Here is a 22,045-nt window from a genome sequence, read left to right on the forward strand (position 1 = left end):
CCCCACCGTTGACCCTCCGTAACAACCCCGCACCCCTGAGTTCCGGCCGCCCTGGAAGGGGTGCCGGACCTCCGCATCAGGCCATCTCGTCACTTTGACGAAATGTGGGGTAGCATCCTGGCCATGGCTGGATCGCCCGGGGTCTTCCGGGCTCCCACAACGAAAGCGTGAGGTTGAGTGTCGTGAACACTGCGGACCTAGGTCTCCCGGTGGACGTCCCGTCGACGGCCCTCTTCACCGACCAGTACGAGTTCACGATGGTCCAGGCGGCCCTGAAGGCGGGCACCGCCGACCGCCGCTCGGTCTTCGAGGTCTTCACCCGCAGACTTCCCGGCGGACGGCGCTACGGCGTGATCGCCGGCACCGGACGGGTACTGGACGCGGTGGAGAACTTCCGCTTCGACGCGGATGTGCTCGGCTTCCTCCAGGCGCAGAAGATCGTCGACGAGCCGACCCTGGAATGGCTCTCCACCTACCGCTTCAGCGGTGACATCTGGGGCTACCCGGAGGGCGAGGTGTACTTCCCCGGCTCGCCCATCCTGCGCGTCGAAGGCTCCTTCGCCGAGTGCGTGCTGCTGGAGACGGTGATCCTCTCCATCCTCAACCACGATTCGGCCATCGCCGCCGCGGCCTCCCGGATGTCCGCCGCCGCAGGTGGCCGCCGGCTGATCGAGATGGGCGCCCGCCGCACCCATGAGCTCTCCGCGGTGGCCTCCGCCCGGGCCGCGTACGTCGGCGGCTTTGACTCCACATCCGATCTGGCGGCCGGCTTCCGCTACGCCATCCCCACCGTCGGCACCAGCGCCCACGCCTTCACCCTGCTGCACGACAGCGAGCGCGACGCCTTCCAGGCACAGGTCGAATCCCTCGGCCGGGGCACCACCCTGCTGATCGACACCTATGACGTGGCCGAAGCGGTCCGTACCGCCGTCGAGATCGCCGGCCCCGAGCTCGGAGCGGTACGGATCGACTCCGGTGATCTGCTGCTCGTCGCCCACCGGGTGCGCCAGCAGCTCGATGAGCTCGGCGCGCAGCAGACCAGGATCGTGGTCACATCCGATCTGGACGAGTACGCCATCGCCTCGCTGGCCGCCGCGCCGGTGGACGCGTACGGAGTCGGTACCCAGTTGGTCACCGGCAGTGGCCATCCGACCTGTTCCATGGTCTACAAACTGGTCGCCCGCGCCAGGTCCGCCGACCCGGCCGCCCCGCTGGAGGCGGTGGCGAAGAAGTCGCTGGGGGCCAAGTCCTCGATCGGCGGACGCAAGTGGGCGGCGCGCCGGGTGGACGCCGAGGGGATCGCCGAGGCCGAGGTGGTCGGTCTGGGGCCGGTGCCGGCGGATCTCGTGGAGCGACAGCTCCTGGTGGAGCTGGTCAAGAACGGCGAGATCCTCGGTCGTGAGTCACTGGAGACGGCTCGCCAGCGCCATATCTCAGCCAGGGCGGGACTGCCGATGTCGGCCATCCAGCTCTCTCGGGGTGAACCTGTACTCCCGACGGAGTATGTATGACCTACGTATGAACTGAGCATCGGTGGGGAGCCTTTTCCTTGACCCCTCCTGCCGTCGTGAAGCCCAGCAGCACGCCCAGCACTCCGTAAGGACAGCCGCCATGCACCGCGCCTTGATCGTCGTCGACGTTCAGAACGACTTCTGCGAAGGCGGCAGCCTCGCGGTGACGGGAGGTGCCGAGGTCGCCGCAGCCATCACCGACCTGATCGGCCAGACCGTGCCCGCCGGCTACCGCCATGTCGTCGCCACCCGCGACCATCACATCGACCCGGGTGACCACTTCTCCGAGACGCCGGACTATGTGAACAGCTGGCCGCGCCACTGTGTCGCCGGCACGGAGGGGGTGGGCTTCCACCCCAACTTCGCGCCGGCCGTCGCGTCCGGCGCGGTCGACGCGGTCTTCGACAAGGGCGCCTACGAAGCGGCGTACAGCGGTTTCGAAGGCGCCGACGAGAACGGCATGACCCTGGCGCAGTGGCTGCGGGACCACGAGGTCACCGAGGTGGATGTGGTGGGCATCGCCACCGACCACTGCGTCAAGGCCACCGCGCTCGACGCCGCCCGGGAGGGCTTCACCACCCAGGTGCTGCTGGATCTCACCGCGGCGGTCTCCCAGGAGACGACGGAGCGCGCACTGCGGGATCTACGGACGGCCGGCGTCCAGGTGTCGGGCAAGCCGGTGGAGTAAGCCCCACGGCCCTCCCCACCGCCCTCCTGCGGGCGGGCCGCCGGGGCATCCCCGTAGCTCCTGGCCCGAGGGCCGAGGGTACTTCCGCGCAGGGCCCACAGGCCCTGCGCGCTCCTGCGGTCTGAGGCGGTTACGGCGCTAGGACGGCGATGGTGCCGGGATTCCCTCGCCGTCGCCCGTCAGGCCTCGATGGACCCGCTGCTCCCGCAGCATCGCCCGTATCGGATGCCAGAGCTCCGCTCCCGTCTCCGGCTGGGTGCGCCAGAGCAGTCCGTCCGGATGGTGGAGTACCGCCGTGATCTCGTCCGGGGTGGGCGGCTCCGCGTTCCCCCGCAGATAGACCGCCCGCAGGCCCAGATTGCGCAGCCGGGTCAGTGCGCGCGCCCGGTTGGCGGCGTGCACCAGATAGCGGGCCGGCCGTCCGTCGCCCAGTGGGCTGGGCAGGCTGAGCGCGACGACCACGCTGCCGCTCGGCAGCCTGCTGAAACCTCCGCCTGGCATGGTGAACCACTCCCCCGTGAGATGGCGTGTCAATAACGGTCTGGCACCACGCACCTAAACACGATCGGCCGCTGCCCGCCAGGGGGCAACGGCCGATCATGTTCTGACCTGCAATAACGCGTTTTACTTGGTCGACGGACCAACCTTTACGGTGATCGTCTGGCCGCTTCGCGGCTCCTTCACGATGGAGATCTTGGTATTGGTGTCAGTTACCTTCACCCCAGCGGTCGGGTTCTCCGGGTACCAGTAGACGCCCTTGCGATCATCGAAGACCGGGTTGCCGGCCCTGGACTTGATCGTCGTCGCAACGTCCGCCCGGTGCAGCGTGAGGGCGTCGGTGCGCCACTGGCTGAAGGTCGAGTCGAACGCCTGGATCCGGTTGCGCATCAGCGTCCCGTCCGCCCACTTCAGCGGAGCGGCGTTGGCGTCGATCGGCAGCACCCGACCCGTGCCCGGGTGGACGCTGGTGTTGTTGTCGCGCTGCGAGGTGTCCCAGAGCCAGACCAGCAGACCGTTCTGGTAGGGGTAGTGCTCGACCCATGAGTCCTTCGGCGCCTTGAACCCGAAGTTGTACGGACCGACCTTGAGGGTCTTGTCGTACGACACGTACTGACGGTTCTCGGCGAGGTAGTACTGCTCGTACTCCTGGGTGAAGGACTCACCGACGCGCGAGAAGCCCTTCGCGGTCCAGGCCGCGTCGGCCGCCTCGGCGTTGTCGAGGAAGAGCGCGGCGCCGTCCGCCCTGACGGTGATCTCATCGGCCACGAAGCCCTTGCCGCCCGCGCCGCCGTCGGTCTGGTAGCGGAACCGGACGTCGACCTTCTTGCCCGTGTAGGCGTCGAGCGAGTAGGCGAGCTTCTTGTGCGCGCCCGAAAGATCGGTCAGCCCGGGGCTGTTGCTGGCGTCACGGCCGATCGCCACGCCGTCGGCGGTGCCGTCGAGCGCGGTCCAGTTGGCCCCGCCGTCGGTCGACGCCTCGGCGTAGAGGTAGTCGTACCCCTTCTCGATGTCCCACCAGCCGGTGAGTTCGAGGGAGGCGGCGGCCTTGCCGGTGAGGTCGACCTGGCGGGAGAGCGTGTTCTTCAGGTTGTCGCCCTGGTTGCTCCACCACTGTCCGACGCCCTGGGCGGGCTTGACTATGGTCCGGGTGACCGGCTTCTTCGGCAGTTCGACGACGAGTGCCTGCGGAAGCGCGGTGTTGTACGCGGCTACGCCCAGGGTGTGGGTGGACTTGGTCGCCGCCTTGGCCTTGGTGTAGTTCAGCCAACCCAGCTGGAGCTTGTCCCAGGCGGTCATATCGCCGGGGAGGTCGCCGATGGAGTCCTTGCCGTTGCCGAGCCAGGAGCCGGACGACATCAGCGTCCAGAAGCCGGTCGAGTTCTCGCCGCGGCCCGAGGTGTCGTAGTGGTCCGGCAGTCCGAGGTCGTGTCCGTACTCATGGGCGAAGACACCGAGGCCGCCGTTCTCGGGCTGCATGGTGTAGTCGCCGACCCAGATCCCGGTGTCACCGATCTGGGTGCCGCCGGCCCGGTTGTTCGCCGGTCCGGTGCTTCCCGCGTCGGTTCCGTACGCGTACCAGCGGTGGGCCCACAGGGCGTTGGTGCCTTCGGCGCCGCCGCCCGCTGACTCGTCCTCACCGGCGTGGACGATCTGGAAGTGATCGATGTAGCCGTCGGACTCGTTGAAGTTGCCGTCGCCGTCGAAGTCGTAGCGGTCCCAGACGTCGTACTGGCCGATGTCGGCCTTGATCTGGGCGTCGGTACGGCCCTGGGCCCGCTGGTCGGCGACCCAGGCGGTGACTCCGTCGCGGACGGTGTCCCAGACGTTGTCGCAGTTGGAGTCGCCGCAGTAGTTGGAGCCGTAGCGGGCCTCGTTGTAGTCGACCTTGACCCAGTCGGAGACTCCGCCGTCGACCGAGTAGCGGCCGGACGAGGTCTTCTCGTAGTAGGTCTTCAGCGACTCCTTGGGCTTACCGGCCTTGTCCTTGCCGGTGCCGAAGTAGAGGTCCTGGAAGTGCTGGCGGTTGTAGTCCGCCTGCCAGGCCGTGGAGTTGTCGACCGCCCGATCCGGCTTGGCGATCTTGTTGTGGAGCGGACCCGGGGTGCCGCCGTACTTCTTGACCGGCGGCTGGGGGCCGCCGGGGCCGTCCGGGTCGTACATCGTGGTGTCGTCGACCTTGTCGCCGAACTCGACCAGGATGGTGAAGATCTTGTCGGTCTTCTCGCGGCCCAGCTCGACGTACTTCCTGTCGTCGAGCTTGACGACCTTGGACGCTCCGCGCTGCTGCACGGTCGCGTCCCCGGCTATGACCTGCTCCAGCGCCGCTTGGCGCTCTTGCTCCTGCTGCTTGCTGAAGGGACCGTCGAGGTCGTGCTCGACGTGGTCCTTCTGCGGAGCCGGGTCCTGGCGCTCGATGGCCGTTGTCGCCGCCTTGGCCGGGGACCCCTGATCCCCTGCTTGGGCGGTGCTGAACGCCGAGGCCGCTGCGGTGGTCGCGGCAAGCGCGACAATCACCGCGGACGCTCTGATCGTCCGTCGATTGGTGGTCACTTGGTGGTGTCCTCCCCCGCGTTCCTTCGCCGTTTCGGACCGATGTGGGGTTGTCCGGGCGAGGCGTCGCGTCACAAGTGACGGCATTCGACCGTAGTCAGAGAAGAAAAGACAGACCTTGACACGGACATTCCAATTGCACTATGCAGAAGCCCGGTTCCGATTTTCGGACATGCCGACTACGGGAAACCGGCGCATGGAACGCGCCACTTCTTGCCCTGTATGAATCTGTGCGCCCCCTATGCACCGGCAGCTAACCGCCACCGGGTGAGGTCACGCTTACCCCCGGTTCCCTCGGGGCATCGAGCATCGTAGAGTTATTTTCGTGCGATCGCGTTGAGTCAGACCCTCGACCGTTTCCCGACCCCACATGCCCCCCGGCATTGCCCCAGGACGGATACCGTCATGCCTCGTCCGACTGCCGCACAGCTCGCCTATGGTTCGGCCACTGTTGTGCTCTCCGCACTGGCTCTCCTTCTGCTTACCGGCGCCACCCACATCGTCGCGGTCGCCGCCATCGGCGTCGGCTCGATGGTGCTGGGGTTGACCGTGGCGGTAGCCGTTCCGATCGGCCGGGCAGCGCGGGCGGCCAAGACGGCAGGGGCGGCTCGTTCGCTCTCCGCCAGCCACCGTGCCGCGGCCGGGCGTACCACCTCCGGGGCCTCAGCGGACGGCCTCACCACCCGGGTCCGCACCTCGCGCGAGCACTCGTTGCGCCGCTGAACCCCGGCTCCCCCATCGCAGGGGCCTTCGCGGGTCACTGCGGCACCGCCACCACGACGGTCTTGCCGGCCTTGTCGTGGAGGCCCTGTTTGTAGGGCTTGTCGGCCAGGATCGTGGCGATGATGACGATCCACCAGATACAGAAGCAGCAGACCAGTGCCGGCACCCAGAGCACCGCCGCACGCAACAGGGCCGAACGGGTGTCCGGCACACTGCCGTCGTTCAGCATGGCGACCCGGATCTTCAGGAGCCGCTTGCCGATGGTCTGGCCGTTCTTCCTCACCATCAAGGTGTCATAGCCGACATAGGCGATGAGGGAGATCAGGGACCAGATCCACTGCCGGCCGGTGTTCACGTCATTGGCGATGTCATCCCAACCGTCTCCGCTGTCACCATTGACGTTCCAGCCACCGAAGATGAGCGAGAGCAGGAAGAGCGGAATGAAGATGATCAGCGCGTCGATCACCCGGGCGCTGAACCTCTTGCTGAACTCCGCGAGCGGCGGCATTCCGGAGAGCGGGTCGGGCCCACCGCCATAGGGCCCGCCGTAGGCGTTGGGATCATAGGGGGGCATCCCACCGCCACCGCCGCCATAGGGACCACCCTGCCCGGGGCCCTGTCCGCCATACGGGGAACCTTGCCCCGGCCCCTGTCCCGATCCCTGCCCAGGGCCGCCCTGCCAGGCGCCGCCCTCCCCTCCATAGGGGGAACCGCCCGGTGGCGGCGGGGGCGGGGGCTGCTGGCCGCCACCACCCTGTCCCCCTTGCGGGGGTTCCTGCGGCTTCTTCAGGAAGGGGTCGTCGTCGGGGCCTCCCGGGCCGGACGGCGGGGGCTGATCATTACTCATGAAGGCAGTGCACCCCGCCTCCGGGGACACCGCAAAAGCTGGCACGCCGTTCGGGGGACCCGTTGCTGATGCCGGGTCAGCCCGCAGCCCCGGGTGTCAGCCCCGGGTGACGAAGGTGTGTGCCGCCTTGTCGTGCCAGCACTGCCGCCACGGACGGTCGAACAGGCACCAGAGCACATTGAGCACACCGATCGCCAGCAGCCCGAGCACGCTGTAGACCAGCCAGCGGCGCAGCGCGCCCCCGAAGGTCGGCGGGCTGTGGGACTCGATGTCGACCACGGCCAGTCCGCAGAGCTTCTTGCCGAGCGTACGACCCCACCGAGCCGTGGGGAGCGCCTCGTACAGCACCCCGAGAACGAGGAGCGCTCCGAGGACGATGGCCAGATGCACCCCGGTCGTACCGTCGAGCAGCCAGACGGTGACCGTCTGCCCGGACTGCTTGGCCGCATCGATCTTGTCGTCGATATGAGCGAGGGCCTGGGTGCCGACCGGCACGGCGACAGCACCCACCAGTGCGCCGAGCACCACGCTGTCAATCAGCCGGGCGACGAGCCGCTTGGCGAGGGGTGCGGGCCGGGCGGCGGCCTGGGCTTGGGCCGCCTGGAGGAAGGGGTCGTTGACCGGGGGCTTCCAGGGCACGACCGGCGGCTCGCCGGCTTCGCCCCCCTGGGCGAGTTGCTGGACCTGCTGCGGCCAGGACGCGGAACCTCCACCGGGACCAGGAGTACCGGAGGACTGCCGCGGGAGTTCGGGTCCACGGGAGTGGGTGGGCGGGTTCATGGACCGCGAGGTGAGGGGCGGCTCTGAGTGCACGGCGGGTGGAGGCGGCTGCACCGCGGGTGGTGTCCTCGCCGCACTCTGCTGGCTTGCATGACTGGGCGGGCTGGGCTGGGACTGTGGGCCCTGGGGTGTCGGAGGCCCTGGCTGCGGCGCCGGAGCCTGCTGTCCCTGCTGTCCCTGCTGTCCCTGGAGTGCCTGCTGCCCCGGCCCGGCCTGCTTCTGAGCGACCCGGGCCCGTAGGGCGCGAATGGCCATGGTGCTCTCAGCCGAGGGCGTGGGGTCGGGTCCATCGGTGTTTCTGCGGGGCCGTACCGGCAGACCCGTCGCGGATGACGCGTCCTGCCCCGGAGGAGTGGACCGCACCCCCGGGAGGGCGCCTCCGGACGGGTCACCCGATGCGGGAGCGGGAGGCGTGGGTGATGACGGGTCCGGCGGTCGAGGGGCCTGCTCGCCACCCCACGAAACCCGGTTGTCGCGTTCACCGCCGAATCCGGTCTGCCGAGAGGTATCGGCCTGCCAGACACTGGCGGGCTCCTGCCTGGCGGGCTCATCAAGCGGGTCCTCATCGAAGAAGACCGGCCCGGTCTCTTCCACCCGGGTGGGCGGTGGCTCGGGGGCGGACCGCTCGGGCCGCTCATGTCTGGGAGGGCTCTGCGCCGGCACCGAGGCCGCGCCAGGCCCAGCCTGACCAGGCGTCGAGGGCATGGCCTCACCCTGTTTGGGCGCGGGCCGACTCGTCCCGGGCACCCAGGCAGAACCGTTCCAGTACCGGACATAGCCGGGGATGGAGGGGTCCGGGTAGAACCCTTGCGCCGGGCTGCCATCACCTGGAGGAGTAGCCAATGCCCCCAACTCCGTTCACTCACTACCTCTGTGGGCCGCCGCAAGGCCGGACACATGCGCGGGCCGTGCGGCCTGTATACCCGGCATCGGAGTGTCCCTCCGACCGTCCCCCGGCTGTCCAAGGAGGACAGTAACGAAGAACGGGCGCCGCTGAAGAAGGAGAGCGCGAGAAAGAGCGCGTTCGAGCGAAGGAGTGGAGCAGTTGAGCGGCATCAGCGGCCTCCGCTACCGGACCGGTCCGTACTCCCGGATCGAACTCCTACCGCCCGGCTCCCAGCAGGCGCACCCCATCGACGGCGGCCGGGGAGAGCGCCGCCCCATCGAGCGCGGTCGGCTCCAGCCAGGCGACCTCACTGGTCGTCCCGTCGATCTCGGTCACCCCCAACTCCCCCTCGTGGATGTCGACGGCGTAGAAGAGGGCGACCAACTGCCACGCGATGCCGAGGCGGTCCGCCCGATAGCTCCGCGCCTCCACCAACCGCGCGCCGCGCACCTTGAGCCCGGTCTCTTCGTACAACTCCCGCTCCAACGCCTCGCGCGGCTGCTCCCCGGGGTCGACCCCACCGCCGGGAAGGTGCCACAGCCCGGGCTCGAACACCGGGGAGGACGCCCCGAGCCGGGTGAACAGCATGCGCTCCCGGCGGCTGGCGATCGCATACGCCGATATCCGCGTTCGTACGTGTATGCCGTTCTCATCCCCGTTCCGCTTCATGAAGGACAACGTAATACGTCCCGGCCGCCACGTCGGCGGCCGGGACGAGGTGTGGGGTGCAGGGGCTAAGGAGCTGGGGGGAGGGTCAGTTCGGCCCAGACGGACTTCCCGGCTCCGTACCGTGGGCTCACGCCCCAGGCGTCGGACAGTGCCGCTACGAGGGGCAGTCCACGTCCACCGGTGGCCTCGGGGCCGCAGGGGGTGAACCGGGGCAGCGCGTTGGAGGCGTCATGCACCTCGATGCGCACCCCGCGCCACAGCGGGGCGTATCGGGTCTCGATCTCACGGCCGGGCACTTTGGCATGTCGTAGGGCATTGGTCAGCAACTCCGACAGCACCACGCAGGCGAAGGCTTCGATGGGAGCGAGCCCCCAGCCGGCGAGCGCCTTCCGCAACTCGGCCCGGGCCAGGCCCACACAGCGGGGACTGTAGGTCCACCGGTACACGATGGGCCCGCTGGCACAGTTCTCGCTCACCGCGCCATTCCCGTCATTCGCCGCGGAGTTAAGGCCCGTACCGGTGATTCGAAGAGATGGACGATAACGTGAGACACGTCGACGCTCCTTTGTCAGCGTTGGCCGCGCCCCCGGACCGTTACTGCGGTCGCGGGGGTATTCCTCTCTATCAACGCAGCCTTGACGTCAGCGAACTTGCACACCTCTTGCACAGGCTGTCACTCGTTTTATACGGAGGCTGTGCGGGTAGTCGCGAAAACTGTGACCATGGACTGATGACGACTCCGCAAGGAGGGCAGAGACCATGAGCACTACCGAACTTCCGCCCGGCGCCAATCTGGCCGCGCTCCGAAAGGCGCACGGTCTCTCTCAGGCACAGCTCGCCAGAAAGGCGAGTGTCTCCCTCTCACTTCTCTCCAAGATCGAAGTGGGCGACCGAGCACTGACCCCTGCTGTCGCGTCCGCCTTGGGAAAGCCGATGGGGCTCTCCATGGCCGAGGTACTGGGACGGACCACCGTCGCACGAGGCGGCAAACGGCCTCTCGCCGAGTTGAGGGCAGCCCTTCGCGACTACGACCTTCCGCAACCCCAGACGGCCAGCGGCCAGAAGCTCAAGACGACCCTGGCCACCGCGAGTAGGCATCGGAAGCACGTCGAAGTAGACAAACTCCTCAAGCTACTTCCAGCTCTTCTGCGGGACGCGACCACGGAAGCGCACACCGAGAACACACCCGAGGGCTGGATGCTCCTCGCGGATGTCTACAGCCATGTCTATTGGTTGGCCGCTAGGCACCGTTGGATGGACATGGCGGAGTTGGCAGTGGCTCGGCAGCGCTGGGCGGTCGAACAACGGCCCAACCCTTTGGGACGGGCCGTAGCAGCGAGAGACAGGGCGGGCACCTATCTGAACTTCGGCGATATCGAACGTGGGCTCAATATCGTCGATCGTGCGATCTCCGATGCCGAGCGAGAATTGAGTGGGACCGATCGCGATATCGCCGTCTGCATCCTCAATCTGCGCGGAATGACTCTGGCCGGCAGGCTCGGGGACAAGGGCGAAGCCAAGAAGGAGGCTGCCCGGCATATCCGATCCGCCCTGGCCGCATCGGTGGGAGTGGGGAAGGACAGAGATGTGCACGGCCTCACGGTCGGCCCACAGAACGCCTTCGCCCATCAGCTCGCTACCTATGTAGACCTCGGACGCCCCCGCGACGCCCTGGCGCTGACCGATGATCTGACGGCTGCCCTGGCCGGGCTTCCTCCCACCCGAACGGCACCGACGTATATCAACGCGGCGAGGGCCCAGCTCGACATCGGGGATCGCGATGGCGCTCTGGAGAACCTGAGCAGGGCCTGGGGCGTTGCCCCCCAGATGGCACGTATCCACCCGATGGGACGCGAGGTCTTCCGCGTCGTCTCCTCGCTTCATCGGCGCAGCAACTCGGAGATCCTCAAGCTCTCCAAGCTCTCGGGGATCGCGCTCTAGCGAGCTGCCAGTGGCGCAGGCCCCACAGCGGGCTCGCACCCTGCGCTGTCAGTGGCTCACGCCATGATGCCCGGATGCCCCCTCCCCCTGACCGGCATCGAGAACGCTCTCTGGGCGAGTCGGGCCGCCGATCCCCGTTCGCCCGATGATGCCGCTCGGGAGAGCTGGCGCCCGGACAACCCCGCTCGGGAGCGATACGACATCACCGCCCTCGTCGTGAACGTTCTTTTTGGTGGGGATCCGGTGCTGGGGGAAGTTTTCCTCGATGGCGAGTGGCAGGGCTTCCACCACGGGAACCGGCTGCCCGGTGGGATCGGGATCGATCTGACGCGTGAGCAGTTTCGGTGCGGGCAGACGGTGGTGACCAGGACGGTTGTCGCCAGATCGGCTGGGCCGGGCAGCCGAGTACCAGTTGCCCCGCAAGCACAATAATGACTCTACGTAGTCAAAAAATGCAGAAAGTTTTTGCCGAAAGTCGCGTCATAGTCGTGTGACGTCGCGCTCTCTTCTCACAGGGCTCACCCAAGGGCCTCAAAACAGGGTCGCCCGTACGTATACGTGCACACACGGAGCCGTACGGACGGGACAGACAAGGAAGAGGCCGCTGCTATGCACTCGATGGTGGAACGCGAGCTGGAGTTGAAACTGGTCCTGTCGGCCGAGCGGAGCATTCTGGTGCCCGCCCGGCTGACCTATCGCACGGATGACCCCTTTGCCGTCCATGTCACCTTCCACATCGGTTCGGAGAATCCGGTGAAGTGGACCTTCTCCCGTGAGTTGCTGGTGGAGGGGGTGTTCCGGCCCTGTGGGCAGGGAGATGTACGGATCTGGCCGACCAAGGTCGAGGATCGCAGCGTCATCCTGATCGCGCTGAGCTCGCCCGATGGGGATGCGCTGCTGGAGGCGTCGGCGGCCGTGGTGACGGCCTGGATCGAGCGGACGCTACGGGTGGTGCCGCCGGGTACCGAGGCGGCGCAGCTCGGTCTCGATGACGCGCTCGCCGAACTGCTGTCGCCCCGGCGGGCCGATGGGCTGTGGGCCCGGGGCCACCATCCGGCTGGCGGCAAGGACGTCCCCGGGCCCTCGGACGATTCCCAGGACGGCGATGGCTGAGGGCCGCTTCCCGGCTACTCGACGACGTAGGTCAGAAACTCCAGCAGGTGTCCGTCGGGGTCTTCGACATAGACCCCACGGCCGCCGAAGAGTCGGTAGGTCTCCCCCGCTGTCTGCTGGGTCGGATCGGCCCAGTGGGGTATCTGCCGCGCCACGATCTTGGCGTAGATGTCGTCGAACTCGTCTTCGGAGACCAGGAAGGCCAGATGCTGGGAGGGGTGCGGGCCCTGGCGTTGGTCCAGGTAGTCGAGCGTGACGCCGCCGTCCAGAGTCAGGGCGGCGAAGGGTCCGTTCTCCTTGGGTTGGGGTCCGCCGAGTAGATCGGCGAGGAAGCGGGCTCCGGCGAAGCGGTCGTTGACATGCACGATGGTGTGGTCGAGACGGGCCGGCATGGCTCCTCCTTGCGGAAGCGCGGGAGTGCGGGAGTGCGTCGGAAGACGGCACCTGTTCACCGTAGGAAGAGGGGTCGGTCCTGGGCATCGGGCATTGGCCGCAAGACGCGGGTCATCCGTCGTAGGCCCGTGGCCAACTCCGGTACCGGTCCTATGACTGAGTCGACATCAGGCCAGTGGCTAGAAGACCTTGCCGGGGTTGAGGATGTTCAGCGGATCGAAGGTCCGCTTGATGCCTTGCTGCAACTCCACTCCTACCGGCCCCAGTTCGCGGGCCAGCCACTCCTTCTTCAGCACCCCGACGCCGTGTTCTCCGGTGATGGTCCCGCCGAGGGCGAGGCCGAGTGCCATGATCTCGTCGAAGGACTCCCGGGCCCGCCGGGATTCATCCGGGTCGGCATGGTCGAAGCAGACCACGGGATGGGTGTTGCCGTCGCCCGCGTGGGCGCAGACCCCGATCGTCAGACCGTACTTCTGGGCGATGGCGGCCGTCCCGTCGAGCATCGCCCCGAGTTGCGAGCGCGGGACACAGACATCGTCGATCATGGTGGCCGTCTTGATGGTCTCCAGGGCGTTGAGCGAGATCCTGCGGGCCTGGAGGAGCAGTTCGGACTCGGCGGCCGTATCGGCGGGGACGACCTCGGTGGCGCCCGCGGCCCGGCACAGTTCGCCGACGGCGGCGAGGTCGGCTGCCGGCTCCGGGGTGTCGAAGGCGGCGAGCAGCAGGGCCTCGGTGGTCTCCGGCAGCCCCATGTTGGCCATGGCGTTGACCGCTCGTACGGTGGTGCCGTCCATCAGTTCCAGCATGGATGGGGTGTGGCCGCGTTCCATGATGGCGCAGACCGCGTCACAGGCCGCGGACGTCGAGTTGAACTCGGCGGCCAGCACCAGCTGGGTGGGGGGTTTGGGCTTGAGGGCCAGTACGGCCTTGACGATGATGCCGAGGCTGCCTTCGGAGCCGACGAAGAGTCGGGTGAGGTCATAGCCGGCGACCCCCTTGGCCGTGCGTCGGCCGGTGGTGAGGAGTCGCCCGTCGGCGAGGACGACATCGAGGCCCAGGACGTACTCCGCGGTCACTCCGTACTTGACGCAGCACAGCCCACCGGACGCGGTGCCGATGTTCCCGCCGATGGTGCAGGTCTCCCAGCTGGAGGGGTCCGGGGGGTAGTGGAGGCCGTGTTCATGGACCGCGCGGGAGAGCACGGCGTTGATCACTCCGGGTTCGACGACGGCGATCCGGTCGACCTGGCTGATCTCCAGAATCCGGTCCATCTTGATGAGCGAGAGGACGATGCAGCCTTCGGAGGCGTTGGCGGCCCCGGACAGACCGGTGCGCGCGCCCTGGGGGACGACGGGGACGCGCAGTGCGGTGGCCGTTCGCATCACATGCTGGACCTGTTCGACGGTTCGGGGCAGGGCGACGACGGCCGGTAGGCCCGCGTCGCAGAAGCTCGCCATGTCCCGTCCGTAGGAGACCATCACGTCCGGGTCGCTGATCAGGGCCTCGGCGGGGAGGCCGGCGCGCAGCCGTTCAAGGAGATCGTCCATGATCCCAGCGTCGCACTCGGGGCCATCGGTGTGAACCCGTAGGCGTTTGGGCCCACACCGCCGGGCGCTTTCTTCGTATGGACTGACTAATGGCGCACAGTGAGCGCCATGAGCGGTATGACTGGTACGAGCGGTAGGGGAAGCTCTGGCGGCGAGCGCACCAAGAACGCGCTGGTTGCCGGGCTTGTCGCTGCGACCCTGGTCACCGGGACCCTGGTGGTCACCGTCGGGTATCGCGAAAGCCCACCGCCGGCCCCGGGGCCGGCCGCCCGGGCGGGGGCCGCGTCGGCCGTGGGTGCACCGGCGGCGCTGTCGGATCTGGACGCGTTGATCGCCGACCGGGAGCAGTGGTTGCGCGACCACCCGGAGGACGACGAGTCCTGGGCGGTGCTGGGGACCGCCTATGCGGAGCGGGGTGCCAGGCTCGGGGACTGGGGCGCCTTGCCCAGGGCGGAAGGCGCGCTGAAGCGCTCGCTTGAGATCTTCGCGGCGGACGCGGGCAATACGGATGCGCTGCTGGGGCTGGCGATCCTGGCCAATGCCCGGCAGGACTATCCGACGGCGCGGGACTGGGCGCGGCAGGCCCAGCGACAGAAGCCACGCCGGTGGACGGTGTATCCGGTACTGATCGAGGCGTACAGCGGGTTGGGAGAGTACAAGGCCGTCGGCAAGGCGCTGGATTCGCTCCAGAAGCTGTCCTCGGGGAGCCGGGTGCGGGCGGTCACCGCGCGGGTCTATCGGGATCGCGGCTGGCGTGAGGACGCGACGGCCACCGCCGATGACACCGTGGGCAGCGCGGACGGTCCGACGGAGAAGGCGGCCGCGCTCCATGCGCTCGGGGAGTTGGCCTGGGAGCGGGGAGAGCCGCAGGAGGCGGTCCGCCAGTACGACCTGGCGCTACGGCTCGCTCCTGACCACCATGCGACGCTGGCGGCCCGGGCGCGGGCGTCGGCGGCTCTGGGCCGTAGGGAGCAGGCGTTGCGCGACTACCAGTTGGCGTTGGCCAGGCGGCCGCTGGCCGAGTACGCGCTGGAGGCGGGCGAGTTGAACCAGGCGCTGGGTCTCGACGGGGACGCGGACAGCCAGTACGAGCGGGTACGGGAGTTGGCCCGGAAGGCCGCGGCGAACGGCAGGAACGAGGAGCTGGTCCTCGGTCGCTACGAGTCCGACCACGGGGACCCGGAGGAGGCCGTGCAGCTGTTGCGGTCCGAGTGGGCCGACGGGCGACGCAGTGTCCAACTGGCGGACGCGCTGGGGTGGGCGCTGTTTCGGGCGGGGCGGGCGAAGGACGCGCTGCCGTACGCGAGGAAGGCGACCGAGGGGCTGCGCAGCCCGTTGTTCTCGTATCACCGGGGGGAGATCGAGCGGGCGCTGAACCGGTATGGAGCGGCTCGTCTGTACATCGGTCAGGCGCTGAGGATCAATCCGCACTTCTCGCCCCTGCTGGCTCCGGTGGCGCGGGATGCGCTGGCCGCGCTGGGGCAGCCGCCGCCGGGTGGGCCACGGAAGGTGACGGGGCGGGAGGGGATGATCGTCAAGCCGAAGCAGGGCCAGGCGAAGCCAGCCCTGAACGGAAGTGGGAGCGGGGCCCCGTCAGGGGCGGGGCAGGCACAGCCGGTACGGCCGCCGGCGGGGTAGTCGCTCCGCCGCGGCGGGGCGGGGCGTACCAGCTCCCGCCTGGAACCGCCGGGGCGGTAGGGATCAGCTCAGGGTCGCGTAGACGATGAGGTTGTCCACCGTGTGGCCGGCCGCGTCATAGGCGCCGTCGCAGGTGACCAGGCGCAGCTCCCGGCTGTTGGTGGGGCCGTAGACCTTCTGGGTCGGGAACGCCTTCTTCTTCACCGCTTCCATCCGGGTGACGGTGAAGGTGGCCGTGGTTCCGGTGGCGTTGCGCACGGATATCTCCGCTCCCTTGCGCAGCTTCTTGAGGTCGTAGAAGACCCCCTTGCCGGACTTGGTCTCGTTATGGCCGATGATCACGGATGCCCCGGGCTCCCCCGGGATGGACGCACCCTTGTACCAACCCGCTGTCATCCCCTGGTCCGAGGGCGGGACTTCCACCGTGCCGTCCTGGTTGAGGCCCAGTCCCATCAGGGTGCTGTCAACGCCGATCGAGGCGATCTTCATATGCACCGGCTCCGCGGCCTTGCGCTCGGTTGGCGGCGCGGTGGGCTGAGCGGGGTTGGGGGAGAGCGCGGTTGAGGCGGCCTTGGGGGCGGGAGCGGACTGCTCCGAGCAGCCGGTGACGGCGGCCAGGGTGAGGCAGATCAGGGCGGTGAGTGCCGGGGTCGCGGCGGGGCGGCGAAGTGGGGCGGCGATCATGGTGGCTCCCGTACAGGACGTGGGTCCGCAGTGGCACCGGCCGGCCGGTGCCACTGCGGGAGGAGGGTGACCGGCGGGGTTAGTCCTGGGCGCCCGCGGTGTTGCGGCGGCGGATCACCAGCGCGCCCGCACCGGCGAAGAGCACCACGGCGGAGGCGGCCAGCAGGGGCGTACTCACAGCGCTGTCGCTGCTGGCGGGCTGCTCACCGGCGGCCACACCGCCCTTGGGGACGGTGCGGACCTCGGGGGTGACGGCGGAGGGCTTGCCGTCGCGGGTGCCGGGCCTCTCGACGGTGGCTCCGTCGCGCTTCGTGTCGCCATCGGCGAGGTCGACCGTCCTGGTCGGGGCGGGCGCGGGAGACTTCACACCGGGCGAGGAGTCGGCGACGGCGGCGGTGGCAGGGACCAACAGCGCGCCGGCCGCCACGACGGTGACGGCGAGAGCACGCAGGGAGAGACGGTGGGAAGACATACGGGTGGCTCCGTTCCAGTTCAGTGCGGGGTACCGAGGGCCGGCCGCAGGGCAGCACCTCGCGACGTGACCTAGGTGGTTCCGCCGTGCGACGGCGTCGGTATGTCCGCAAGGTTGGACTGGAGATATGAAGAACCTGTCAGATCGCTGTGGTCTGATGATCAGGGCTGCTCGCCGGCTGGGCGGCGGCGGTCGGGAGCCGCAGGGTGAAGGTCGCCCCCGCGCCCAGTCGGCTCTCCACGTCCACCGAGCCGCCGTGGGCCTCGGCCAACTTGCGTACGATCGCCAGCCCCAGCCCGCTGCCTCCGGTGCGGCGGTTGCGTGACTTCTCGGCCCGCCAGAAGCGGTCGAAGAGATAGGGGAGGTTCTCGGCCGGGATACCGGGCCCGGTATCGGTCACCGACACATCCAGCCGGTCGCCGCCGCAGTAGGCCTGGAGCGTGACCGTGCCGCCCCGAGGGGAGTGCCGGATGGCGTTGGAGACCAGATTGCCGATGGCCTGGCGCAGCCGGACCGGGTCGGCCAGCACCAACGGAACGTGTCCGGGGACGATGACGTCCAGGCTGACGCCTTCGGACTCCGCCCGAGCCTGGTGGGCTGAGGCGACCTGGCCGAGCAGGTCCGCCATCCGAAGAGGTTCACGGTGCAGGCGCAGGGCTCCGGCGTCGGCCTCCGCCAGGTCCTGGAGGTCGTCGATGATGTGTTGGAGCTGAACGGCCTCTTCGAGGAGTGAGGAGACAAAGGCCGGGTCGAGGTCGGCGACACCGTCCTGAGCCCCCTCCAACCAGCCGCGGATATTGCTCAGCGGGGTGCGCAGTTCATGGGCCACATCGCTGACCATCGCCCGGCGCTGGGTTTCGAGGAGGGCGCGGTGGGCCGCCATCTCGTTGAAGGCGACGGCCAGCCGTCCGATCTCGTTGTCGGTGGTGACGGGGACCGGCCTGGTCCGCTCCCCGTCCTTCATCCGCTGGGCGGCCCCGGTGAGCGCGAGAAGCGGACGGACCAGACGGGTGGCGGCCAGCACCGAAGCGCCGACCGTCAGGGCGAGTACCAGGGCCGCGACACCGGCGATCCGGGCGGTGTTCGCCGGTGAGAGCTCGAACCCGGGCACCTCGGCGCTACCGGGGTCTCCGATGAAGAGGAACGCGGGCAGCGAGACATGGGCGCTGAGCTGCTCCCTGCGGGCGGTGTCCACACAGGACGCGGTATCGCGGGCGGCCGCGCTCTCTTCGGGACCAGGTTCCCTGGGTGCCGGTGCCGGTGCCGGTGTCAGCGTCACCACGGTGGGTTTGGTCTGGCGCGGTGGCGTGCTGACCACCCCGGCTCGCGGGTCGCGCTGCCAGGACAGGTCCAGGCTCAGCCGTACCGGGTCATGGCCCTTGCGGGCCAGGCAGTCGTCGGACAGCTTGTTGAGTGCGGCCAGGGCCGCCCGCTCGGTCGTGGTGGGGGTGTCCAGTGAGTCGAGCAGGCCGATGGCACAGCGGATTTGTTCGACACGATCGCTTTCCTGCCCCACCACCTGGATCTTCGGCCGTCCGCTGGGGGCGTTGACCACGTTCGCCGCGACCCCGTTGTCGCTCAGGCAGTTGACGACCTGCTGAGCGGTCTTCGCCAGTCGGGTGCTTTCGGCCGCCGTCAGCTGGAAGGCTCCGACCGCGCGGGGATCGATGCTGTCGGTCGTGTCCCCCACCGTGCGCTGGTGGAGGGGGGCGAGGGTTTTGCTGATGGCGAGCGGATCGACGATGGCAGCGGCTCGGGAGGGCAGTTCGAGGGGCTCGGCCAAGTGCTCGGCCGAGTCCGCGATCAGTCGGCGGTCGGCGGTGGTCAGCGCGATGCGGCGTTGGTACTTCTTCGCGAGGACCTGCACGGTCCGCTGTACGCCGCTCCACTTCGGGTTGGCCGCGGCATGTCCGAGCAGGGCGTCGTAGATCTCGGCGTCGTCGGTGAGGCTCTGGCCCTGCTGCTCCTTGATGGCACCGGAGGTGGTCTGCACGGCGAGCCAGGCGGTGGCCGCCACCGAGCAGGCGGCGACCAGGGTGGCGACGGCGAGCAGCCGTCCGAGGAGGCTCTTGTGCAGGGGGAGCCTTCGGCGGACCGGGCGGGCGCGGGGGGCCCGCTCTCGGGGGCTACGGCCGAACATCGCGGGGGCCCCGGGGGTGGTGCGCGGCTTGGGGGGTAGGGCCCGTCGGCTCCGCGGCGGAGAGTTTGTAGCCGACCCCGAAGACGGTCACCAGCCGTTGGGGCCGGCGGGGTACCGGCTCGATCTTCTTCCGCAGGTTCATGATGTGGACGTCCACCGTCCGGTCGCCTATGTAGCGGGCGAAGCCATGCAGTTCCTCCAGCAGCTGCTGTCGGCTGAAGACCCGGCCGGGCTCGGCGGCCATCGCCACCAGGATGCGGAACTCCCCAGGAGTGCACTCCACCGGCGCGCCGTCGACGGTGACCTCATGCCGCTGGGGGTCGATGACGAGGCTGCCCACGGCGAGTACGGGTTCGGCCGCAGGCTCGGGGGCACTCGCCCCCCGGGTGCGGCGCAGCAGCGTACGGACCCGGGCCATCAGTTCCCGTGGGCTGTACGGCTTGGTCATGTAGTCATCGGCCCCGAGGTCGAGGCCGAGCAGCAGATCGTCCTCGGTGGAACGGGCGGTGAGCATCAACACCGGCAGCTCAAGGCCTTCGGCCCGGAGGATGCGCAGCACATCGAGACCGTCGCACTTGGGCATCATCACATCGAGGATGAGCAGCTGGGGTGGTCGCTGGCGGACCGCTTCGATGGCCGCGCGCCCGTCCCATACGACGGTGGCGGTATGCCCCTCTCGTTCGAGATAGCGGCGGACCAGTTCGGCCTGCTTTTCGTCATCCTCGGCGATCATCACATGTGCGCACACACCACCGATCGTAAGCAGCCCCGCAAACGGTGGGGCTCACGGTGAGGCCGGGCAGGACACCGCCAGGGTCCTGCCCGGCCTGTGCCACCGGTCATGGAGAGGTGGCGGACGGGCGGTACGGCCATGAGGAGGAGCAGCCGTACCGCGGTGGTGGAACCAGGTGCGCGGCGGGCGGGAAACCCAGGCGTCAGAGGTTGCCGCGCTTCTCCTGCTCCCGCTCGATGGCTTGGAAGAGGGCCTTGAAGTTGCCCTTGCCGAAGCCCATGGAGCCATGGCGTTCGATCATCTCGAAGAAGACCGTCGGCCGGTCCTGCACCGGCTTGGTGAAGATCTGGAGCAGATAGCCGTCCTCGTCGCGGTCGACGAGGATCTTCAACTCGCGCAGGGTCTCGACCGGCACCCGGGTCTCACCGGCCCACTCGCCCAGGGTGTCGTAGTACGAGTCGGGGGTGTCCAGGAACGCGACTCCGGCCGCACGCATGGCGCGTACGGTCGCGACGATGTCATTGGTGGCGAGCGCGATGTGCTGGACGCCGGCGCCGCCGTAGAACTCCAGATACTCGTCGATCTGCGACTTCTTCTTCGCGATCGCGGGTTCGTTGATCGGGAACTTCACCTTCAGCGTGCCGTCGGCGACGACCTTCGACATCAGCGCGGAGTACTCGGTGGCGATGTCATCGCCCACGAACTCCTTCATGTTGGTGAAGCCCATGACCTTGTTGTAGAAGCCGACCCACTCGTTCATCCGGCCGAGTTCGACATTGCCGACGCAGTGGTCGATGGCCTGGAAGGTACGCCTGGCGGGGGGCTCGACGATCGGTGCGGTGGCGACGAAACCGGGCAGGTAGGGACCGTCGTAGCCGTAGCGTTCGACCAGGGTGTGCCGGGTCTCGCCGTAGGTGGCGATGGTGGCGAGCACCACCGTGCCGTGCTCGTCCTTCACCTCGTGCGGCTCGGTGATCCCACGGGCGCCGTGCTCGGTGGCGTACGCAAAGGCGGCCCGGGCGTCCGGCACCTCGATGGCGAGGTCGATGACACCGTCGCCGTGCTCGGCGACATGGCGGGTGAGGAAGCCGCCCCACTCACTCGCCTCCTTGATGACGGAGGTCAGCACGAACCGGGCCGCGCCGTTCTCCAGCACATAACTGGCGGTCTCACGGCTGCCGTTCTCCGGTCCGGAGTAAGCCACGAGCTTCATGCCGAAGGCCGTGGAGTAGTAGTGCGCGGCCTGCTTGGCATTGCCGACGGCGAAGACGACCGCGTCCATGCCCTTCACCGGGAAGGGGTCGACCTCGCGCGCGGTTTCCGGGTGGTGATCGATGGTCTCAGTCATAGCCACAGACTCCTCTCGGTCAACAAGGTGCGCAATAGTTCGTCACAACGCTAGGCAATCTGTACTACCAGGGTCCACGATGGTTCCGCTTTCTGTACAGGATGACCACTCGAAGGCCCCAGGGGAGCGCGACATGGCGATCGATCAACTGGATGGCCGACTCATCGTGTTGCTGGCGCGTGAGCCGAGGATCGGAGTGCTGGAGGCGTCCCGCCGACTGGGCGTGGCGCGCGGCACGGTGCAGGCCCGGCTCGACCGGCTCCGGTCCACCGGCGCTCTGCGCGGTTTCGGCCCCGACGTCGATCCGGCAGCGCTCGGCTACCCCGTCACCGCCTTCGCCACCCTGGAGATCAAGCAGGGTCAGGGCGCGGATGTACGGGCGCACCTCACCACCGTCCCCGAGGTACTTGAACTGCACACCACCACCGGGCACGGGGACATGCTGTGCCGGCTGGTGGCGCGCTCCAACGCCGACCTCCAGCGGGTGATCGATCGGGTGGTCGGCTTTGACGGCATCGTGCGCGCCTCCACGGCCATCGTGATGGAGAACCCGGTGCCCTTGCGGATCATCCCCCTGGTGGAGCAGGCGGCACGGGAGGGCCACCGCCCGGGCCCGGTGGGCTGAGCCGCCCAACGGACCGAAGTGGCGCGGGCGGGCGGGCCGCATTCCGCGCCTGGGCCGGGGCCGGCTGGCTGGCCGGGCTGGGCCAGGGCCTGCCGGGCTGATGTCGCCCGCACCGCGCGCCAGGGGTACGGCCCGCTCGGCGTGGGCGCGCAGTGGCGCATCGGCGCATCGGCGCGGGTTGGCGGGTTGGCGCGTCGCCATAAGGCCCGTCGCGGTCCGCCACCCGGCATCTGCCACCCGCCACCTCCACCGTCCG

21 protein-coding genes and 1 pseudogene are annotated in these 22,045 nt (G+C 68.7%); 8 read left to right on the forward strand and 14 right to left on the reverse strand.

Translation table 11 applies throughout. The features are described 5' to 3' along the window. Window positions 1–182 precede the first annotated feature (182 nt). Both NBG84_RS28805 and NBG84_RS28810 read left to right on the forward strand, forming a co-directional pair. A complete protein-coding gene (locus tag NBG84_RS28805) occupies window positions 183–1,511 on the forward strand; it encodes a nicotinate phosphoribosyltransferase (RefSeq protein WP_250922542.1) in 1,329 nt (442 codons plus the stop codon). 100 nt (window positions 1,512–1,611) lie between these two features. Next, window positions 1,612–2,199, forward strand: a complete 588-nt coding sequence (locus tag NBG84_RS28810; protein WP_250922543.1) for an isochorismatase family protein — start codon at window positions 1,612–1,614, stop codon at window positions 2,197–2,199. A 138-nt stretch (window positions 2,200–2,337) separates the two neighbouring features. Here NBG84_RS28810 and NBG84_RS28815 read toward each other — a convergent pair whose 3' ends face one another. Together NBG84_RS28815 and NBG84_RS28820 are read right to left on the reverse strand one after the other, a co-directional pair. Continuing rightward, window positions 2,338–2,700, reverse strand: a complete 363-nt coding sequence (locus NBG84_RS28815; RefSeq protein WP_250922544.1) for a hypothetical protein — start codon at window positions 2,698–2,700, stop codon at window positions 2,338–2,340. 123 nt (window positions 2,701–2,823) lie between these two features. Then, on the reverse strand, window positions 2,824–5,250 hold the full coding sequence (locus NBG84_RS28820) for an immune inhibitor A domain-containing protein (protein ID WP_250922545.1): 2,427 nt from the start codon (window positions 5,248–5,250) through the stop codon (window positions 2,824–2,826). A gap of 405 nt (window positions 5,251–5,655) precedes the next feature. Between NBG84_RS28820 and NBG84_RS28825 the strand changes: the two genes are divergently transcribed. Then, window positions 5,656–5,973 (forward strand): hypothetical protein, encoded by a 318-nt coding sequence (locus tag NBG84_RS28825; RefSeq protein ID WP_250922546.1) that lies wholly within the window; start codon window positions 5,656–5,658, stop codon window positions 5,971–5,973. A gap of 34 nt (window positions 5,974–6,007) precedes the next feature. Here the strand turns inward: NBG84_RS28825 and NBG84_RS28830 are convergent, their stop codons facing one another. From NBG84_RS28830 to NBG84_RS28845, 5 genes and pseudogenes are all read right to left on the reverse strand, one after another. Continuing rightward, window positions 6,008–6,820 (reverse strand): RDD family protein, encoded by an 813-nt coding sequence (locus NBG84_RS28830; protein ID WP_250922547.1) that lies wholly within the window; start codon window positions 6,818–6,820, stop codon window positions 6,008–6,010. Between the two features lie 96 nt (window positions 6,821–6,916). Continuing rightward, complete coding sequence (locus NBG84_RS41220) at window positions 6,917–7,600, reverse strand: RDD family protein (RefSeq protein ID WP_308312126.1); 684 nt, start codon at window positions 7,598–7,600, stop codon at window positions 6,917–6,919. A gap of 726 nt (window positions 7,601–8,326) precedes the next feature. Beyond that, window positions 8,327–8,452: pseudogene (locus NBG84_RS41225) on the reverse strand (DUF2510 domain-containing protein); the annotation flags it as partial. Window positions 8,453–8,702: 250 nt separating this feature from the next. After that, entirely contained in the window at window positions 8,703–9,155 is a 453-nt protein-coding gene (locus NBG84_RS28840; RefSeq protein ID WP_250922549.1) for an NUDIX hydrolase, read from the reverse strand. A 65-nt stretch (window positions 9,156–9,220) separates the two neighbouring features. After that, window positions 9,221–9,631 carry an ATP-binding protein gene (locus NBG84_RS28845; protein WP_250922550.1) on the reverse strand — a complete coding sequence of 137 codons (411 nt, stop codon included), beginning with the start codon at window positions 9,629–9,631 and terminating at the stop codon, window positions 9,221–9,223. 283 nt (window positions 9,632–9,914) lie between these two features. On the opposite strand from NBG84_RS28845, the gene NBG84_RS28850 reads away from it, so the two are divergent. The 3 genes from NBG84_RS28850 to NBG84_RS28860 all read left to right on the forward strand — a co-directional run bounded on the left by NBG84_RS28850 (window position 9,915) and on the right by NBG84_RS28860 (window position 12,209). Then, the gene (locus NBG84_RS28850; protein ID WP_250922551.1) at window positions 9,915–11,096 is read left to right on the forward strand and encodes a helix-turn-helix domain-containing protein; all 1,182 of its coding nucleotides are present in this window, start codon (window positions 9,915–9,917) and stop codon (window positions 11,094–11,096) included. Window positions 11,097–11,162: 66 nt separating this feature from the next. Continuing rightward, entirely contained in the window at window positions 11,163–11,528 is a 366-nt protein-coding gene (locus NBG84_RS41640) for a YunG family protein (protein ID WP_425608722.1), read from the forward strand. A gap of 177 nt (window positions 11,529–11,705) precedes the next feature. Then, the gene (locus tag NBG84_RS28860) at window positions 11,706–12,209 is read left to right on the forward strand and encodes an SsgA family sporulation/cell division regulator (protein ID WP_250922552.1); all 504 of its coding nucleotides are present in this window, start codon (window positions 11,706–11,708) and stop codon (window positions 12,207–12,209) included. 14 nt (window positions 12,210–12,223) lie between these two features. Here the strand turns inward: NBG84_RS28860 and NBG84_RS28865 are convergent, their stop codons facing one another. Next, window positions 12,224–12,601 (reverse strand): VOC family protein, encoded by a 378-nt coding sequence (locus tag NBG84_RS28865; RefSeq protein WP_250922553.1) that lies wholly within the window; start codon window positions 12,599–12,601, stop codon window positions 12,224–12,226. A gap of 180 nt (window positions 12,602–12,781) precedes the next feature. Further along, on the reverse strand, window positions 12,782–14,149 hold the full coding sequence (locus NBG84_RS28870) for an FAD-binding oxidoreductase (protein WP_250922554.1): 1,368 nt from the start codon (window positions 14,147–14,149) through the stop codon (window positions 12,782–12,784). Between the two features lie 108 nt (window positions 14,150–14,257). On the opposite strand from NBG84_RS28870, the gene NBG84_RS28875 reads away from it, so the two are divergent. After that, window positions 14,258–15,787 (forward strand): tetratricopeptide repeat protein, encoded by a 1,530-nt coding sequence (locus NBG84_RS28875; RefSeq protein WP_250922555.1) that lies wholly within the window; start codon window positions 14,258–14,260, stop codon window positions 15,785–15,787. A gap of 63 nt (window positions 15,788–15,850) precedes the next feature. Here the strand turns inward: NBG84_RS28875 and NBG84_RS28880 are convergent, their stop codons facing one another. The 5 genes from NBG84_RS28880 to hppD all read right to left on the reverse strand — a co-directional run bounded on the left by NBG84_RS28880 (window position 15,851) and on the right by hppD (window position 21,164). Next, a complete protein-coding gene (locus NBG84_RS28880) occupies window positions 15,851–16,471 on the reverse strand; it encodes a class F sortase (RefSeq protein WP_250922556.1) in 621 nt (206 codons plus the stop codon). Window positions 16,472–16,550: 79 nt separating this feature from the next. Continuing rightward, window positions 16,551–16,943, reverse strand: coding sequence for a hypothetical protein (locus NBG84_RS28885; RefSeq protein WP_250922557.1), 393 nt, complete (start codon window positions 16,941–16,943; stop codon window positions 16,551–16,553). A gap of 139 nt (window positions 16,944–17,082) precedes the next feature. Continuing rightward, window positions 17,083–19,083, reverse strand: coding sequence for a sensor histidine kinase (locus tag NBG84_RS28890; RefSeq protein WP_250922558.1), 2,001 nt, complete (start codon window positions 19,081–19,083; stop codon window positions 17,083–17,085). Beyond that, window positions 19,070–19,816: a response regulator transcription factor gene (locus NBG84_RS28895; RefSeq protein WP_250922653.1), complete on the reverse strand. Its 747-nt coding sequence runs from the start codon at window positions 19,814–19,816 to the stop codon at window positions 19,070–19,072. Before NBG84_RS28895 ends, NBG84_RS28890 begins: the two co-directional genes overlap by 14 nt. Before the next feature lie 202 nt (window positions 19,817–20,018). Beyond that, entirely contained in the window at window positions 20,019–21,164 is a 1,146-nt protein-coding gene (gene hppD, locus NBG84_RS28900) for a 4-hydroxyphenylpyruvate dioxygenase (protein WP_250922559.1), read from the reverse strand. A gap of 133 nt (window positions 21,165–21,297) precedes the next feature. Between hppD and NBG84_RS28905 the strand changes: the two genes are divergently transcribed. Beyond that, complete coding sequence (locus NBG84_RS28905; RefSeq protein WP_250922560.1) at window positions 21,298–21,789, forward strand: Lrp/AsnC family transcriptional regulator; 492 nt, start codon at window positions 21,298–21,300, stop codon at window positions 21,787–21,789. Window positions 21,790–22,045 lie beyond the last annotated feature (256 nt).

This window comes from Streptomyces albipurpureus (genome assembly GCF_023701525.1).
Classification (GTDB): domain Bacteria; phylum Actinomycetota; class Actinomycetes; order Streptomycetales; family Streptomycetaceae; genus Streptomyces; species Streptomyces albipurpureus.